Annotated in this window: 13 protein-coding genes and 1 pseudogene; 3 read left to right on the forward strand and 11 right to left on the reverse strand. The window is 62.7% G+C overall.

Annotation, left to right across the window (positions count from 1 at the left end; genetic code table 11):
- Positions 1–16 precede the first annotated feature (16 nt).
- The 8 genes and pseudogenes from aroQ to torC form a co-directional block, all read right to left on the reverse strand.
- The gene (gene aroQ, locus KI797_RS04710; RefSeq protein ID WP_005326561.1) at positions 17–466 is read right to left on the reverse strand and encodes a type II 3-dehydroquinate dehydratase; all 450 of its coding nucleotides are present in this window, start codon (positions 464–466) and stop codon (positions 17–19) included.
- Positions 467–749: 283 nt separating this feature from the next.
- Positions 750–2,696 carry an acetate--CoA ligase gene (acs, locus tag KI797_RS04715; RefSeq protein WP_226171763.1) on the reverse strand — a complete coding sequence of 649 codons (1,947 nt, stop codon included), beginning with the start codon at positions 2,694–2,696 and terminating at the stop codon, positions 750–752.
- Positions 2,697–2,892: 196 nt separating this feature from the next.
- Positions 2,893–3,228: pseudogene (locus KI797_RS04720) on the reverse strand (EAL domain-containing protein); the annotation flags it as partial.
- Entirely contained in the window at positions 3,162–3,569 is a 408-nt protein-coding gene (locus KI797_RS04725; protein ID WP_319003250.1) for a PAS domain-containing protein, read from the reverse strand. The pseudogene KI797_RS04720 and the gene KI797_RS04725, both read right to left, overlap by 67 nt.
- Before the next feature lie 73 nt (positions 3,570–3,642).
- Entirely contained in the window at positions 3,643–4,011 is a 369-nt protein-coding gene (locus KI797_RS04730; RefSeq protein ID WP_042648772.1) for a hypothetical protein, read from the reverse strand.
- A gap of 7 nt (positions 4,012–4,018) precedes the next feature.
- Positions 4,019–4,687: a molecular chaperone TorD gene (torD, locus tag KI797_RS04735; RefSeq protein WP_042648773.1), complete on the reverse strand. Its 669-nt coding sequence runs from the start codon at positions 4,685–4,687 to the stop codon at positions 4,019–4,021.
- Positions 4,688–4,786: 99 nt separating this feature from the next.
- Positions 4,787–7,279: a trimethylamine-N-oxide reductase TorA gene (gene torA, locus KI797_RS04740; RefSeq protein WP_226171769.1), complete on the reverse strand. Its 2,493-nt coding sequence runs from the start codon at positions 7,277–7,279 to the stop codon at positions 4,787–4,789.
- Positions 7,280–7,319: 40 nt separating this feature from the next.
- Positions 7,320–8,486, reverse strand: a complete 1,167-nt coding sequence (torC, locus tag KI797_RS04745) for a pentaheme c-type cytochrome TorC (RefSeq protein WP_226171771.1) — start codon at positions 8,484–8,486, stop codon at positions 7,320–7,322.
- A 145-nt stretch (positions 8,487–8,631) separates the two neighbouring features.
- Here torC and torR point away from each other — a divergent pair, with 145 nt between their 5' ends.
- Complete coding sequence (torR, locus tag KI797_RS04750) at positions 8,632–9,345, forward strand: two-component system response regulator TorR (RefSeq protein WP_042648776.1); 714 nt, start codon at positions 8,632–8,634, stop codon at positions 9,343–9,345.
- 36 nt (positions 9,346–9,381) lie between these two features.
- Here torR and KI797_RS04755 read toward each other — a convergent pair whose 3' ends face one another.
- Complete coding sequence (locus tag KI797_RS04755; RefSeq protein WP_005338893.1) at positions 9,382–9,786, reverse strand: GFA family protein; 405 nt, start codon at positions 9,784–9,786, stop codon at positions 9,382–9,384.
- Between the two features lie 53 nt (positions 9,787–9,839).
- Positions 9,840–10,898 carry a TMAO reductase system periplasmic protein TorT gene (torT, locus tag KI797_RS04760; protein ID WP_226171773.1) on the reverse strand — a complete coding sequence of 353 codons (1,059 nt, stop codon included), beginning with the start codon at positions 10,896–10,898 and terminating at the stop codon, positions 9,840–9,842.
- A 70-nt stretch (positions 10,899–10,968) separates the two neighbouring features.
- On the opposite strand from torT, the gene torS reads away from it, so the two are divergent.
- A complete protein-coding gene (torS, locus tag KI797_RS04765; protein WP_226171775.1) occupies positions 10,969–13,788 on the forward strand; it encodes a TMAO reductase system sensor histidine kinase/response regulator TorS in 2,820 nt (939 codons plus the stop codon).
- A 46-nt stretch (positions 13,789–13,834) separates the two neighbouring features.
- Here the strand turns inward: torS and KI797_RS04770 are convergent, their stop codons facing one another.
- On the reverse strand, positions 13,835–14,119 hold the full coding sequence (locus tag KI797_RS04770; RefSeq protein WP_042648779.1) for a hypothetical protein: 285 nt from the start codon (positions 14,117–14,119) through the stop codon (positions 13,835–13,837).
- A gap of 432 nt (positions 14,120–14,551) precedes the next feature.
- Here KI797_RS04770 and glyA point away from each other — a divergent pair, with 432 nt between their 5' ends.
- Entirely contained in the window at positions 14,552–15,805 is a 1,254-nt protein-coding gene (glyA, locus tag KI797_RS04775) for a serine hydroxymethyltransferase (RefSeq protein ID WP_005326585.1), read from the forward strand.
- Positions 15,806–15,921: the final 116 nt, after the last annotated feature.

Here is a 15,921-nt window from a genome sequence, read left to right on the forward strand (position 1 = left end):
ATCTGATCAGTGATTATCAAGCCGCGCGCAACTGATGCACGGCCGCGGTTAAAGCGAATTGGTAGCCATCGGCACCCAGCCCACAAATGACCCCTTTGGCGACATCAGACAGATAGGAGTGATGGCGGAAGGGTTCCCTGGCATGAACGTTTGACAGGTGAACCTCGATAAAGGGGATGGCCACGCCCAGCAGGGCATCGCGCAGGGCGACGCTGGTGTGGGTGAAGGCGGCCGGGTTGATGATGATAAAATCCACCTGGCCCATGGCCTGATGGATGCGGCCGACCAACTCATGTTCGGCATTGGATTGCAGGTGTTCCAGGGTGACACCGAGTTCGTTGGCGTACTGGCTCAGATCGGCGACGATCTCATCGAGCGTCTTGCTGCCGTAGATGCCCGGCTCCCGCTTGCCCAGTAGATTCAGGTTAGGACCGTTGAGCAGGAGGATTCGGTGATGTTGCGACATATTGAGTACATCCTCGATGATTATGCTGCTATCTATCAGCTATCTGTGGACCACCAAAAATCTAGCCACTTTCTGCACAATTCGGTGTGCCCTAGCACACAGATTTCGCAATTATATTGATTTCGTGAAAATTAGCAGCATTTTACTGGTCTAATCTCTACATCTGGCCATTTATTGAGCATGTTGGCGCGCAGCGCCGCTCTGTCGCAGTGTCCGCCTCTTTGGGCTTTCCAGACACAACAAAGCCGGCACAAGGCCGGCTTTGTTGTGAGAGGGGAAGGACTCAGGCCGCTTCCGACTTCTCGCGGATAAGTTTGTCCACGACGCCCGGATCCGCCAGGGTGGAGATATCCCCCAGGCTGTCGGTCTCGCCGGTGGCGATCTTGCGCAGGATACGGCGCATGATCTTGCCGGAACGGGTCTTGGGCAGCCCCTCGGCCCAGTGGATCACGTCCGGGGTGGCGATGGCGCCGATCTCCTTGCGCACCCACTCCTTCACCTCTTTATGCAGCTCGCGACTCGGCTCCTCCCCGGCGATCAGGGTGACATAGGCGTAGATGCCCTGACCCTTGATCTCGTGGGGAACGCCCACCACCGCCGCCTCGGCGATCTTCGGATGGGAAACCAGCGCGGATTCGATTTCGGCGGTGCCCATGCGGTGGCCGGAGACGTTCAGTACATCATCCACCCGACCGGTGATCCAGTAGTAGCCATCCTCGTCGCGACGGGCGCCGTCGCCGGTGAAGTAGCGGCCCGGGAAGGTGGAGAAGTAGGTCTGCTCGAAGCGCTCGTGATCGCCGAATACGGTGCGCATCTGGCCAGGCCAGGAGTCGGTGATCACCAGGTTGCCCTCGGTGGCGCCCTCCAGTGGCTCACCCAGGTTGTCTACCAGAGCAGGCTGCACCCCGAAGAAGGGACGGGTGGCGGAGCCGGGCTTGAGCGCGGTGACGCCGGGCAGCGGGCTTATCAGGATGCCGCCGGTCTCGGTCTGCCACCAGGTGTCGACGATGGGGCAGCGCTCGTCCCCTATGGTGCGGTAGTACCACTCCCAGGCTTCCGGGTTGATGGGTTCACCTACGGATCCCATGATGCGCAGGCTGGTGCGGGAGGTGCCTTCGACGGCCTCCTTGCCCTTGGCCATCAGGGCGCGGATGGCGGTGGGTGCGGTATAGAGGATGCTGACCTGGTGCTTGTCCACCACCTGGCTCATGCGGTTGGTGGCCGGGTAGTTTGGCACCCCTTCGAACATCAGGGTGGTGGCGCCGTTGGCGAGCGGCCCGTAGACCAGATAGGAGTGACCGGTGACCCAGCCCACATCGGCGGTACACCAGTAGATGTCCTCCTCGTGATAGTCGAACACGTACTTGAAGGTGAGGGCGGCATAGACCAGATAGCCGCCCGTGGTGTGCAGCACCCCCTTGGGCTTGCCGGTGGAGCCCGAGGTGTAGAGCACGAACAGGGGATCCTCGGCGCTCATGGCCTCGGGCGGGCAATCAGGGCTGGCGGCGGCGACGGCATCGTGCCACCAGATGTCCCTGTGGTCATGCCAGGCGACCTTGCCGCCGGTGCGCTTGAGCACGATGACCTTGTTGACCTTGGTATCCGGGTGGGTGAGCGCCTCGTCCACGTTCTTCTTGAGGGGAATGGGGCGGCCGCCGCGCAGGCCTTCATCGGCGGTGATGACGATGGATGAGCCCGAGTCGATGATACGACCCGAGAGGGCCTCCGGCGAGAAGCCGCCGAAGACGATGCTGTGCACGGCGCCGATGCGGGTACAGGCCAGCATGGCGATGGCCGCTTCCGGCACCATGGGCATGTAGAGACAGACCATGTCACCGCGCTTGACCCCCTGGGCTTTGAGCACGTTGGCAAACTTGCACACCTCGCCGTGCAGCTCGCGATAGGTCAGCTTGCGATCCTCGGCCGGGTTGTCCCCTTCCCAGATGATGGCGACCTTGTCGCCGCGTGTCGCCAGGTGGCGATCCAGGCAGTTGGCCGACACGTTGAGCAGGCCATCCTCATACCATTTGATGGAGACGTGGCCCGGATCGTAGGAGGTGTTCTTGACGCGGGTGTAGGGGGTCATCCAGTCGAGGATCTTACCCTGCTCACCCCAGAAGGCGTCCGGGTTCTGTACCGACGCCAGGTACATGGCTTCATAACCTTCCTTGTCCAGCAGGGCGTCGCTACCTATGTGGGCCTTGACCGGATAGACCTTGCTCTCGCTCATCTCTCACTCCTGTGAATACATTTTTGTAATGATTGAGTAACAACTTATACCTTTGGCACGGGAGGGCAATTAGACTTTTGGATAGCGACGAGCGAAGGTGGGGCGCCACTGAGCGCCCCTGACGGGAGCAAGATGAAGGGAGTAAACGAAAGGGAGCCTGGTGCTCCCTTCTTCATTGGATCCCTGTCGGCCACCGTCAGCGCTGGGGGGTGAGCATGGAGGTCATGCGGGGTTCGGACAGGGGGTGGCTGAACAGGTAGCCCTGGCCCTCCTCGCAGCGCAGAGACTGCAAGAACTGGCGCTGGGGCTGGGTCTCTATACCTTCCGCCGTGACCGCCATGCCGAGGCTGTCGGCCAGGCTGACGATGGTGCGGCACAGCTCCCGGCTGTGTTTGTCGTCGGGCAGAGCCTGCACGAAGGTTCTGTCTATCTTGATGCGATCGATGGGCAGGCTTTTGAGCAGGCTCAAGGAAGAGAAGCCGGTGCCGAAGTCGTCGATGGCGATTTGCACTCCCAGCGCCTCGGCCCGCCGGGGCGGGAGACATGGATACAGCCGAGATCCAGCTCGGCCCGGGGGGCGCCATTGAGCAACTGCTTGAGCTTGGGGAGCAGCATGGGGGCCTGGGTCGGGGTGATGTTAAACAGCGTCTTGCCGAGGTGATCCCCCTGCGCCAGACCGCTCAGCTCGGTGAAGATACCGTTGACGCCACGGCATCTGAAGTCACGATCGAAGACCCCAATCCCAAAGGGCGCCAGTTCGAACAGTTGTTGCCATTCATGAAGGGATAACGGGCCTGACAAATGCTGTGTCTGAACCGATTCGGGTAGCACTTTTTCCATGGAGGCTCCTGAATTGATTTCTTTGTCACTCATACGGCTGTGTCAGTATGGCAGGAAGTTTCAAGAGGGAGAGAATGTCAGGGAATGATGTTAAATCAAGGGGATGTCAGCCTTTCTGGCGACCAAATGCCTGAATGCCGCGCACAAATACCAGCCAGCCGAGCAGGTGGAATGGCAGCGCGAGCAGGTATAGAACCAGGAAGTGCGACTCGCTGCCACTGCTGTTGATGAAGCCTATCCAGGCTACCAGCAGGGTCAGCATGCCCGCTATCTGGAAGCGGCGGCGCAGCACCACCTCGACCCCGAGGTTGGCAAGGTAGAGGGTGAGCAGGATGCCGCCAAAGCCGGTGAGCTGGGCGCTGCCGTACAGCTCCCTGTCCGGGTTGAACAGCAGCGCGATCAGGGGAGTAATGCCCTGATCCAGCGGGATCAGGGCCAGCAGCCAGCATGCAATAAGAAGCAGGGCTGTCTTCATGCGAGGCTTAGTCGGCGGACTGCGCCGGTTTGACCAGAGAGAGGTAGTTGGCGTCCATCTTGAGGAATACCCCGAGCAGGCGGGCGCTGGCGCAGTAGAAGCCAAACCGGTCGGCGGCGCGACAGGCGCTTTCGAACTTGTCGAACCAGCCCAGCAGGTGGCCGTGCAGCAGCGCTTCCTGCTCGTCGAGCCAGCTTTCCCGCTCGGCCGCGCTCTTTGCTTCTGCGGCGCGAATGATGAGGTTGCCCATCAGATCCAGCTCGATGGCCAGGTGATCGGCAGGCTCTTTGTATTTATCGCTGACATTGATGCCGAGGCGATCGAGGCGGGCCTGCATCTCGGCCATGGGGGCCTGCATCAGCAGCTTGGCCTCGCCACGGTAGAGGGACTCGTAGGGCAGGGCGCCCTGCTTGGGATCCACCAGGAAGAGGCCGGCGAAGTCGGCGGCGAGCTCCAGCTGGCGATCGGTGCGAACCAGCAGGCGGGCGATGGCGTCATTGAGCTCGGCCACGGCCTCGCGCATGGGGTCCAGGGTGGAGAGGCTCTTCAGGAAGCTTCGCACATCATAGGTGTCATATTCGGCGATCTGCTCATCACTGAGTTCGGCGGCGAACAGGGTGGCGAACCACCAGTAAAGCTCGGCCCGGCGTTCGCTGGTAGCCATAAATTCCTGCATTTATCCTCCGTGGATGACAATCGGGAGCCTTGATGGCTCCCGATTCTAACGACTTTAAAAATAAAGGAAACTCAAGGGGGCGCTTTCGTCCTCCCGGGGTCAGAGCGCCGGGAACATGGGGTCGATGCCCTTGACCGATTCCGGCGCGCCGAAGGCAGTGACAGCCGGTGCCTGCCCGCGGAACTTCTCGATCTCCACCAGCGCGGTATGGGCCGTGGTGGCCTGCGCCAGGCTGGAGGAGCCGATATCGGCGGTCAGTACGTTGGGGTCTCCGTAGGTACAAAGGGTACCGACCTTGCCGCCCTCCTGCGGGCCATACCAGGCCCCTTCCTGAATGCGCACCACGCCGCGGGCGTAGTCATCGCTCACCACCAGCCCGGCCAGCACCTGACCGCGGCTGTTGAACACCCGCACCAGATCGCCGTCCTTGAGGCCACGGGAGTTGGCATCCTGCGGATTCATATAGACAGGCTCGCGACCCTGCACCGTGTAAGTGGCGCGGTAGTTGTCGGAGGAGCAGAGCTGGCTGTGCAGCCGCTTGTCCGGGTGGCAGGATTGCAGGTGCAGTGGGTACTGCTTGCTGCCCGGCCCGCCGTGCGAGCGCTCGTAGGGCTCGATCCAGACCGGGTGGCCCGGGCAGTCCCCATAGCCGTAGTCGGCGATGGTCTTGGAGTAGATCTCGATGAGGCCGGACGGGGTACCCAGTGGTTCCAGATCCGGCTCCTGACGGAACGACTCGTGGCGCACCCAGGGTTGGCCCGCCGGGAAGGTGACGAAGCCTTCGCCGTGCCAGAACTGGCTGAAACGGGGCAGACGAATGCCGATGCCGCGGCCCTGCAGGCGGGCGTCGTCATAGATGCTCTGGATCCACTCCAGCTTGCTCTTGCCACCGGTGAACTCGGCCTCGCGACCGAAGCGACGGCAGAGATCGGCGAAGATGTCGTAGTCATCGCGCGCCTCGAACAGCGGCTCCACCACCTTGTACATGGCCAGAATGCCCGCGTTGGAGTGGGAGCCCCACTGCTCTATGTCGTCCCGTTCATAGGTGGTGGTGGCGGGCAGCACGATATCGGCGAAACGGCAGCTGGCGGTCCACTGGTGATCGATGCTGACCACGGTTTCCAGCTTGCGCCAGGCCGAGACCATCTTGTTGCGATCCTGCTGGTGGTGGAACGGGTTGTTGCCGCAGAACACCGCCATCTTCATGTGGGGGTAGGTGATTGTCTGGCCGTTGAAGGCGATCTGCTTGCCCGGATTGAGGATGCAGTCGACGAAGCGGGCCACAGGAATGTATTTGGAGTAGCCCTTCCAGTCGCCGTCATGAAGCGGCTTGACCCCGGGAATGACCGAGCTGAAACCGGACATGATGGGGCCGCTGGAGGTGATGGTACCCGCGCCGTTGTAGTGCCAGCCAAAGCCGTAACCGCCCCCCGGCAGGCCGATCTGGCCAATCATCGAGGCCAGTACCACCAGCATCCAGGCGTACTGTTCGCCGTGGTGCATACGCTGCACGCTCCAGCCGCCGATAAGCTGGGTGCGGCCGCTGCTCATGGCGCGGGCCAGCTCGCAGATGGTCTCGGCTGGTACGCCACAGATGGCGGCGGCCCACTCCGCATCCTTCACCTGACCATCGCTGGTGCCCAGCAGGTAGGGCAGGAACTTGTCAAAGCCGGTGGTGTAGTTCTTCAGGAACGCCTCATCGTGGCGCTTCTCGCTGTAGAGGGTGTGGGCGATGCCCAGCATCAGCGGCACGTCGGTCTGCGGATTCAGGGTCACCTGATCGCAGTTGAGGTATTTCTGGGTCTTGGATTTGACCGGATCGACGCTGATGACCCGGATCTCGCCCTTGGCCACCTTCTCTTTCAGCTGCGCCCAGTAGTCGTAGACGCTGTGATCCGGCACCAGCCAGCCCACCTGCAGGTTCTTGATGGGATCGGAGCCCCAGATGACGATGGTCTTGCTGTGCTCCAGCACCAGCGGCCAGGAGGTCTGCTGCTCGTACACCTCCATAGCCCCCGCTACATGGGGCAGGATCACCTGGGCGGCGCCGGTGGAGTAGTCACCGGCCTTGGCCAGATAGGTGCCGTACAGGTTCATGGCGCGGCCAAGCATGGCGCCAGCTGAGTGCAGCTTGCCCACCGACTGCCAGCCGGAGTGACCGGCATAGAGGGCGCTCGGGCCATAGGTTTTCTGCACCCGTTCCAGCTCGTGATAGAAGAAGTCCAGCGCCTGGGACCAGGTCACCCGCACGAAGCGGTTCTGGCCACGCTCGCTGGTGTCGGACTGGTGGCCCTTGCGCAGCCAGTCCAGTCGCACCATGGGGTAGCGGATGCGGGAGGGGTTGTAGACCACCTCACTCAAGGCCTTGAGCATCTCGGTGGGGTGTTTGTCGTGCTCGAACGGCAGGGTCTCGACCCAGCGACCATCGACCACCCGGGCACGGAAGGCTCCCCAGTGGGAACCGGACTGCACCAGCTTGTCGCCGGACTCGGCGGCCATCACGGCGCGACCGAGCAGGGAGGGGCCGATCAGGGCAGAGGCACCGCTGGCCAGCAAGCCACCCAGAAAACCACGACGGGAAATGTTGATCATCTTGTTATTCCTCTCTCGGATCCGGAACTCGAATCCGGAATTAGTGGCTGCCCTGACCACCGGTATCGGCGGCATGGTTTTGCAGGTATTTGAGCAGGGTACGCTCCTCTTCCTTGCTCAGGCGGTAGTAGGCAGACATTGCCTTGAGCCCGGAGATCCAGCCATTGGCGGTGAAGTGAGCGGGATCTGGTGCGCCGTGGCAGGAGTTGCAGGTGGATTTGTACATCTCGCCGGCGTAATCCCAGATCGGCTTGAGCGAGGATTCAAAGCCCTTGCCATCGACCCAGGCCTGTACCTGAACCTGTTCCCACTTGATATGGGTGGCGCTGTCGGTCTCCTGCTTGAGCACTGTCTCGCTCGCTTTCAGCTCGTCACGGACGGTGGCGACAAAGACCCGCTTGCCCATGTATTCGCTCAGTACCCGGCCCTTGCCGTCGCTCTCGCGCCACCCTTCGATGGTCACCTTGAGGCGATCGCCGCTGCGGGCCACTACTTCGATGCGGGAGGCGGGCAGCAGCTTGCCGACCGGGTCGGTGCTCTGTTCGCTGGCATAGAGATCTTTTTCACCCAGGTTGTAGAGGGTCTCGGCGGCTGGAGCCTCTTGCGCGTCGTTGACCAGGGTGGCGTAAGTGGCCCGGAAGCCCCCCGCCATGTTGGGCAGCTCGTGGGCGATGCCCTTGTGGCACTCGATGCAGTTCATGTTCTTCGCCGCCGCATCTTTCATCGCCAGCGCTGCCGCCGGGGACTGCTTGGCGTGATCCATGTTGTCGTAGCTGTGGCAGGACTTGCAGGTCTTGGAGTTCTGGCTGCTCATCCGCGCCCACACCTTCTCGGCCAGATGCAGGCGCCTGTCCTCGAACTTCTCCTGGGTGTCGATGCTGTGGCCTATGTACTCCTGATAGAGGTCGTTGGCCGCCTCCATCTTGCGGGCCACCTTGCCGACAAAATCCTTCGGCTGGTGACAGTCGGTGCAGACCGCCTGTACCCCGGAGGCATTCTTGAAGTGGATGGACTCCTTGTACTCCGGATAGACGGTGTCTTTCATGGAGTGGCAGGAGATGCAGAATTCGAGGCTGCTGGTTTTCTCAAAGCCATAGTGCAGGCCGACGGTGCCCGCGAGGGTGACGCCGACGCCGACCAGAAGCAGCGCCAGTACCGACCAGCGGCGGCTGGGGGTGCGCAGGAAGTGCCACAGTTTTTTCATCATGCTCTCTCACATCACTTTTTTGATGGGAGCCATGATAGGGAGGCGTTGTGAACAGGGCTGCCGCCACAAATTAATGAAATAGGGGTATTTATGACAAAATGTGAATAGAATAATCCTCCCTTGTCGACCATCGTGAACCCTGCCCATGCGCTACCACATTCTGGTTGTTGAAGATGATGCGGTGACCCGCGAGAAGCTGACCGGCTATTTCGAGCGGGAGGGCTATCGGGTGACGGCGGTCGAAAACGGTCAGGAGATGCGCGCCGTGCTGGCGGAACAGACGGTCGATCTGGTGATGCTGGATATCAACCTGCCGGGGGAAGATGGTCTGCTATTGACCCGTGAACTGCGGGCTCGCAGCACGGTGGGGATCATTCTGGTCACCGGCCGCAGTGATGCGGTGGACAGGATTGTCGGCCTCGAGATGGGGGCCGACGACTATGTCACCAAGCCGTTCGAGCTGCGGGAGTTGCTGGTGCGGGTCAAGAATCTGCTGTGGCGGATCTCGCTGGCGACCGCCGCGCCGAGCGAGCCTGCGGTCGTTGACGATGCGGTGCGCTTTGGCCCCTGGCGTTTTGACATTCCTCGCCGCCAGCTCAGCAAGGACGGAGTGCCGGTGCGCCTGACCAAGGCGGAATATGAAGTGCTGGTGGCCTTTGTCGCCCATGCCGGGCGGGTGCTCAGTCGGGAGCGGATCCTGACCCTTATCAGCCATCGCGGCGATGGCCCGAGCGATCGCACCATAGATGTGTTGATCCGGCGGCTGCGCGGCAAGATGGAGCCGGATCCGCGGGATCCCCACCTGTTTGTCACCGTTCATGGTGAAGGCTATCTGTTTGCTGGCGAGATAGCCTCCTGACTCCGTTGCGGTGGCCTTGACCTGTTTGACCGGGTATCAGACCGGCGGGCGGGTATCAAATTGCGGGCAGTCGTCGCCAATCTGGTGCCAAGGTGCCTTGGAGCCGACAAAGATGTGAAACGCGGGCCGCTGGCTTGGCACATCGTCCAGCACCCCGAGGCGCAGGTTGATCTTGCCGCTGCTGCTCTTCTGGCTGAACAGGCTGGAGCCGCAGTGACGACAGAAAGCCAGGGTGGTCTCTGCCGATTTCCGGTAGCGGCCGATGGCCTCTTCTCCCTTTACGATGGTGACCTTGTTGCCATCCAGTCCGCCGACCGAGGCGTAATCTCCCCCTGAAAACTTGCGGCATTCGCTGCAGTGGCAGTTACCCATATAGTCGAACTGATCCGGCAGGGTCAGGGCAACGGCGCCGCACAGGCAGCTGGCATGTAACTCTTTCATCTCTTCTCCTTGAGTGTGCTAATCGGATTTGGGACGGTGATTCGACTCGCCCGCTATTCGACCCGATAGACGGGACGAAAAGCGCCATCCGAGAGGGAATCGGCGGGGTCGGCCAGTGGCGCAGACAGCGTCAGAATGGGTGGTCCCATCACCCGCGGGCACTGCTCGGCACTGGCATCAGGGTGTTGCAGCAGACAGACCGCCTGCGCGACCGCAAGGCGCCCCTGCAGCCGCATCTGATCGCTGTTGGCGGCCAGGATCTTGCCCCGGCGCAAGCCCCGCTGTACCCCGTGGCTGAAGTAGGTGCTCAGCACCAGGGGCCTGTCGAGATGGCGCTGTGACAGTTCGTTGACCGCCACTTCGGCGGCGATGGCGCCCCCTACCAGATAGTCGAGATCCGGATAGCGGGTCAGGGTGTGCTGCACCAGCGTACGCTGGATTTCCCGGCTGTTGTCGCCGCGCTCGGTGGTGACCCGCTTGATGGCGCTCCCCTTGATGGCATCGGCAAAGCCCGGCTCCACGAAGTTGTTGCCGCCGCTCGCCTGCGGGCCGGGGAAGAGGGCAACCGAGACCGGCTTGCTGCCGGCGGGGTGGCGCTGCGCCAGCCAGTGGCCAATCTGCCAGCCCATCTGGTACCAGGAGACCCCCACCTTGGCCTGCACCAGACCGCTGGGCAGATCGTTGACCAGACCAAAGAGCGGCAGCGGCGTGGCCTTGATGGCCTCGCGCAAGCCCTGATAGCTCACCGTGCCGAGCAAGATGGCGTCGCTCCCTTCCTGCACGCAGCGCTGCAACTGCTGGCGCTGCTCGGCGAGGGCGCCATAGCCCCCCGCTTCGTGGATCTGCAACTTGACTCCCAGCCGCTTCGCCTCGTCCACCATGCCCTGATTGACCGACAGCCAATAGGCGTCGCGCAGATGGGGGTAGAGGGCACAGAGGGTCAGCGGTTTGGTTGTGGCAGCGGGCTCCGGCCACTGCTGGCGCACCGGCTGGCCGCTGAATTCGCCGCCGGGCCAGAGATCGACCGCAAATGCGAGGGCGGTGCGAGGCAGCGTGAGCAACCACATAAGCAACCAGATCAGCAACAACGGGGAGAGATAGACGCTTCGCATGGCCAGGGGTTTTGTTAAAGTGTTGGGCCATATTATCCGGTCAAAGCCGACCACAACCAAGGTGCTGAGCGTGAGAATCTTTTCCGGCCTGGGTGGCAAGTTGCTACTGGCCTTCTCCCTGATGGCGTTGCTGACCCTGAGTGCCTCCCTGCTGGGCTGGGTGGGGCTTAGCCATCTGCGCCAGCTGGAGCAAGGGGTTCAGCAGACTCTGGCCGATCAGGAGCTGGCACGCACGCTCTCTCGCCTCAGTGGCGAGATCCAGAGCACGTCACGGCTGCTGGCCACCGCGACCAGCGAGCAGGAGCGGGAGCATCAGGGACGCTTGCTCACCCTGCAGGGGCAACAGCTGCAGCAGGTGCTGGCACAACTTGGCCGTGGGCAGGGTGCCATCACCCTCGATCAGCTCAGCCAGAGCATCATCGGCAATCTGGGTCAGCAGGGCTGGCTGGTGGGAGAGCGACTGACCCTGATGGCGCAGGGCGAGGCGCAGCGGGCCCGTCTGGTGGCGGCGGCCGGGCAGATCGCCGAGCTGGCGCGCAGCCAGATGGAGAACGCCGAAACCGTGATGGTGGCGGGGCTGGACTCCCTCTATCAACAGCAAGGGGGGCTGGCGACTCAGACACTGGATCGCCTGCTGGAGCAGGATCTCGACTGGCTGGAGCAGATGACCGAGCTGCGTCATCGCACTTTGATGCAGCAGCAACGCATTGAGGAGATGTGGCGCAGCGAACGGCAGGAGCAACTGCAAACACTGCTGCACGATGGGCAGCGGGAGCTGGCCATCTTGCAACTGCGGGCCGGGGCGGTGACCGATCCGGCGCGCCGTCAGGCGGTGGAGCAGGCGCTGACCGTGCTGGCGCAGAGCGACAAGCTGGTGCAGCTGCGCAGTGACTGGCTCGGTAAGGAGGAGGCGCTGCGGGTGCTGGCCAGCGCCAATGAGGCCTTGATGAGCAGTCTCAACCAGCAGGTGGGTGACTTGGTCAACCGCGCCCGCGACTCCCTGGGAGAGAGTCAGCAGGCCCTGAGCCAGCGCCTCAGGCTGTTGGAGCAGGCCCTGATGGGGATAGGTCTGCTCACCCTGGTGCTGCTGATGCTGTTGATGTGGCGCATGGTCTACGGCCGCATCGTCTGGCCGCTGCAACACGCGGTGAAGGGCATGAGCCGGTTGGCGCGAGGGGATCTGGCCCCTCTTGAGCCGATCGCCGGAGCGGGCCGCGATGAGCTGGCGGAGCTGGGCCGGGCCCTGCAGGTGTTTCGTGACAATGCGGTCGAACTGGGCCGCCATCAGCGCGAGCTGGAGACGCGGGTCGAGGAGCGCACCGGTCAGCTCAGCCATGCCAACCTGCGCCTCAACGAAGAGGTGGATAAGCAGCGGCAGGCACGTGCCGAGGCGGAGCAGGCCAACCGGGCCAAGTCGGTCTTTCTCGCCACCATGAGCCACGAAATTCGCACTCCCATGAACGGCATTCTGGGGGGGCTGACCCTGCTGGAGGATACCCACCTGAGCGAGACCCAGCGGCGCTATCTCGCCGCCATCGAGCACAGCGGTGAATCCCTGTTGGAGATCCTCAACGACATCCTCGATTACTCCAAGATCGAGGCGGGCCACGTGGAGGCGCGCCGGGAACCCTTCCCGCTGCATCAACTGGTCGATGAGCTGAGTGCCTTGTTCAGACCCAAGGCAGAGGCCAGAGGAGTGGCCCTGGTGCTGGAATACGCCCCCGCCCTGCCTCCCGTGGTGGAAGGGGATCTGGGCAAGCTGCGCCAGGTGCTCGCGAACCTCTTGGGCAACGCGGTCAAGTTCACCGCCAGGGGGCGGATCTGCCTCGAGGTGAGCCCCCTCCCATGCGGCGGCCCCTGCGCCGAGCCCTGCATCCTGTTTGTGGTGAGCGATACCGGCCCCGGCATTCCTGAGCATGAGCAGGAGGCGGTGTTCGAGGCGTTCCGCCAGCGCAAGCGGGACATGGGGCACCAGGGGGGCACCGGACTCGGGCTTGCCATCAGCCGCAAGCTGGTGGCCGCCATGGGGGGAGATCTGCGTCTCGCCAGCCGGCCCAGAGAGGGTTGCCGCTTCAGCTTCAGTCTGCCCCTGCAACGCTCGGCCGCCCAGCTGCCGGCCGCGGCCCAGCCGCTGCACCTCGGCCAGCCTCGCGAGATCCTGCTGGTGGAAGACAACGAGATCAACCGGCTGGTGGCGCACGGCATGCTGACTCGCCTGGGTCATCGCGTCACCCTGGCGGAAGATGGTCGCAGCGCACTGGCGCGGGTGACCGAGCTTCCCTTCGAGCTGGCGCTGCTCGACATCAACCTGCCCGACATGGACGGGATGACGCTGCGCGAAGATCTGGCCGCCATCAGCGAGGAGGTGCACGAGCGGCCGCTGCCCGCCATCGCCATCTCGGCCCAGATGTACCCCGAGGATATCCGCCTCTGTCTGGAGGCGGGTTTTGCGGACTTTGTCGGCAAGCCGGTGCGCCTGGCGGCGCTGGCCAGCGCCATCGACCGTCAGTTCCAGATAGAGACAGTGCAGGCCCTGCCGGACGCGAGGGTGGGCACCGTCAGTCCGCCCGCCCCCCAGGCCGCCAACCCCGTGCTGGACGCCGATCTGGCCTTGCTCGGCAGCCAGCGCATCCGTCAGCTCATCGGATTGTTTGAATCCCAGGGGGCGGCCCTGGTGGCCGCACTGGTGCGGTGCGAGGGGGAAGAGCGCAAGGGAATGGCCCACAAGCTCAAGGGCAGTGCCCTGGCGCTCGGGCTGGATGACTTTGCCGCGCAGTGCGCCGCCCTGGAGGCGGGGGACGCTGATCCGGCGGGGCTGGCCGGGGAGTTTGATGCGGCGGTGGCGATGCTGAAGGCGTGGCAGGAGAAGCAGCTGTCGGCCCCGACATGAGCCTCAACCTAGTCTGTTGCCGACGGCTGATCCGCCCGTACTCTCTTTACATTTCGTCCCGATAGAGTGCCTGCTTGCAGCGGGGGCAGATGTGCTGGCGCCGGTAGTCAGCCTGGTGCACCACGCCCACTTCGAGCTGCTGATGGTGGCCGCAATGGATGCAGAAGATGAGGTCACCATCGATGGCCTCGGGGTGGGCCGCCAGGTATTGCTCCCGGGTGGGCAGCGTCTCCCAGCGGGTGGTGCAGGTGCCCTTGCGACTGCCGGTGTAGTAGACCCAATAGAAGATGGCAAAGACCGAGACAATCACAAACAGCATCAGGTGATCCATCGTGGAGTTCCCCCTTGTGGTGAGAGAGGCACACGCAGGGCTGTGATGTAACCCTGTGCGCCAAAGGACCCTGCCGTTGTCAGCTCATGGCCGCTCGCCAGGCTTCGCAACCGCGGTGCCGTCTAAAGATGTTATCTGTTAGTAAATGCTATATCCATGATCTGGCTCTGGTTTTGCCCTTCAATGGGGAGGACTCGGAGGGCGGGTCAGACAGATTCGCCGGGCGCCCCAGGAGGGGCCGAGCCGACGGAAGGGGCGCTAGCTCCGCGGAAGGCAAGGGGAAAGAGGGGCGTCCGGCTTCGAAAATTGCGACGTATTTTACATTTTATAAACAAGTTTTTGGGTGGTTGGACTGTCTCTTTGATCCAGCTCACGTTACAATGCGCGGGCCCACTTCACCTATCGCGCAAACGATTTTCAGGAGATAAACGGATGTTGAAACGTGACATGACCATCGCCGGCTATGATCCAGAGCTGTGGCAGGCCATCACAGACGAAACCCGTCGTCAGGAAGAACATATCGAGCTGATCGCGTCTGAGAACTACACCAGCCCCCGTGTCATGGAAGCCCAGGGCTCCCAGTTGACCAACAAGTACGCTGAAGGCTACCCGGCCAAGCGTTACTACGGTGGTTGCGAGTACGTCGACGTGGTCGAAACCCTGGCCATCGAGCGCGCCAAGGAACTGTTTGGTGCCACCTACGCCAACGTGCAGCCGCACTCCGGCTCCCAGGCCAACAGCGCCGTCTACATGGCCCTGCTGCAGCCGGGTGACACCGTGCTGGGCATGAACCTGGCCCACGGTGGCCACCTGACTCACGGCTCCCCGGTGAACTTCTCCGGCAAGCTGTACAACATCATCCCCTACGGCATCGATGAGTCCGGCAAGATCGACTACGACGAGATGGAGCGCCTGGCCGTCGAGCACAAGCCGAAGATGATGATCGGTGGCTTCTCCGCCTACTCCGGTATCGTTGACTGGGCCCGCATGCGCGAAATCGCCGACAAGATCGGTGCCTGGCTGTTCGTTGACATGGCCCACGTGGCCGGTCTGATTGCCGCGGGCGTCTACCCGAACCCGGTGCCCCACGCCCACGTGGTCACCTCTACCACCCACAAGACCCTGGCCGGTCCCCGTGGTGGTCTGATCCTCTCCGCCGCCGACGACGAAGATCTGTACAAGAAGCTGAACTCCGCCGTCTTCCCGGGTGGTCAGGGTGGTCCGTTGATGCACGTCATCGCCGGCAAGGCCGTAGCCTTCAAGGAAGCACTGGAGCCCGGGTTCAAGACATATCAGGCCCAGGTCGTCAAGAACGCCAAGGCCATGGCCGCTACCTTCATGGAGCGCGGTTACAAGATCGTCTCCGGCGGTACCGACAACCACCTCATGCTGGTTGACCTGATCGGTCGCGAGCTGACCGGTAAAGAGGCCGATGCGGCGCTGGGCAAGGCCAACATCACCGTCAACAAGAACTCGGTGCCGAACGACCCGCGCTCCCCCTTCGTCACCTCGGGTGTGCGGATCGGTACCCCGGCCATCACTCGCCGTGGTTTCAAGGAAGCCGAGTCCATCGCGCTGACCAACTGGATCTGCGACGTGCTGGACAACCACGACAACGACGCCGTGCTGGCCACCGTTCGCGAGAAGGTGCTGGACATCTGCCGCCGTTTCCCTGTCTATGCCTGATCGGCCGGACAGTCTGGTTTGAGATCAATGCCACCTTCGGGTGGCATTGTTTTTTGCGGCGTTCGGCAACACGAGAGGGCCTGATGACTCTGAACTGCGAAGAAAATAGCCGGCAA

The sequence above is a fragment of the Aeromonas media genome (assembly GCF_020423125.1).
Lineage (GTDB): Bacteria > Pseudomonadota > Gammaproteobacteria > Enterobacterales > Aeromonadaceae > Aeromonas > Aeromonas media.

Bases quoted from the DNA above. Each gene is read 5' to 3' on its own strand.
- KI797_RS04770 (WP_042648779.1), bottom strand. From the start codon at position 14,119: ATGGATCACCTGATGCTGTTTGTGATTGTCTCGGTCTTTGCCATCTTC.
- KI797_RS04725 (WP_319003250.1), bottom strand. From the start codon at position 3,569: ATGAGTGACAAAGAAATCAATTCAGGAGCCTCCATGGAAAAAGTGCTA.
- KI797_RS04730 (WP_042648772.1), bottom strand. From the start codon at position 4,011: ATGAAGACAGCCCTGCTTCTTATTGCATGCTGGCTGCTGGCCCTGATC.
- torD (WP_042648773.1), bottom strand. From the start codon at position 4,687: ATGCAGGAATTTATGGCTACCAGCGAACGCCGGGCCGAGCTTTACTGG.
- torT (WP_226171773.1), bottom strand. From the start codon at position 10,898: ATGCGAAGCGTCTATCTCTCCCCGTTGTTGCTGATCTGGTTGCTTATG.
- KI797_RS04755 (WP_005338893.1), bottom strand. From the start codon at position 9,786: ATGAAAGAGTTACATGCCAGCTGCCTGTGCGGCGCCGTTGCCCTGACC.
- torA (WP_226171769.1), bottom strand. From the start codon at position 7,279: ATGATCAACATTTCCCGTCGTGGTTTTCTGGGTGGCTTGCTGGCCAGC.
- torR (WP_042648776.1), top strand. From the start codon at position 8,632: ATGCGCTACCACATTCTGGTTGTTGAAGATGATGCGGTGACCCGCGAG.
- aroQ (WP_005326561.1), bottom strand. From the start codon at position 466: ATGTCGCAACATCACCGAATCCTCCTGCTCAACGGTCCTAACCTGAAT.
- glyA (WP_005326585.1), top strand. From the start codon at position 14,552: ATGTTGAAACGTGACATGACCATCGCCGGCTATGATCCAGAGCTGTGG.
- torC (WP_226171771.1), bottom strand. From the start codon at position 8,486: ATGATGAAAAAACTGTGGCACTTCCTGCGCACCCCCAGCCGCCGCTGG.
- acs (WP_226171763.1), bottom strand. From the start codon at position 2,696: ATGAGCGAGAGCAAGGTCTATCCGGTCAAGGCCCACATAGGTAGCGAC.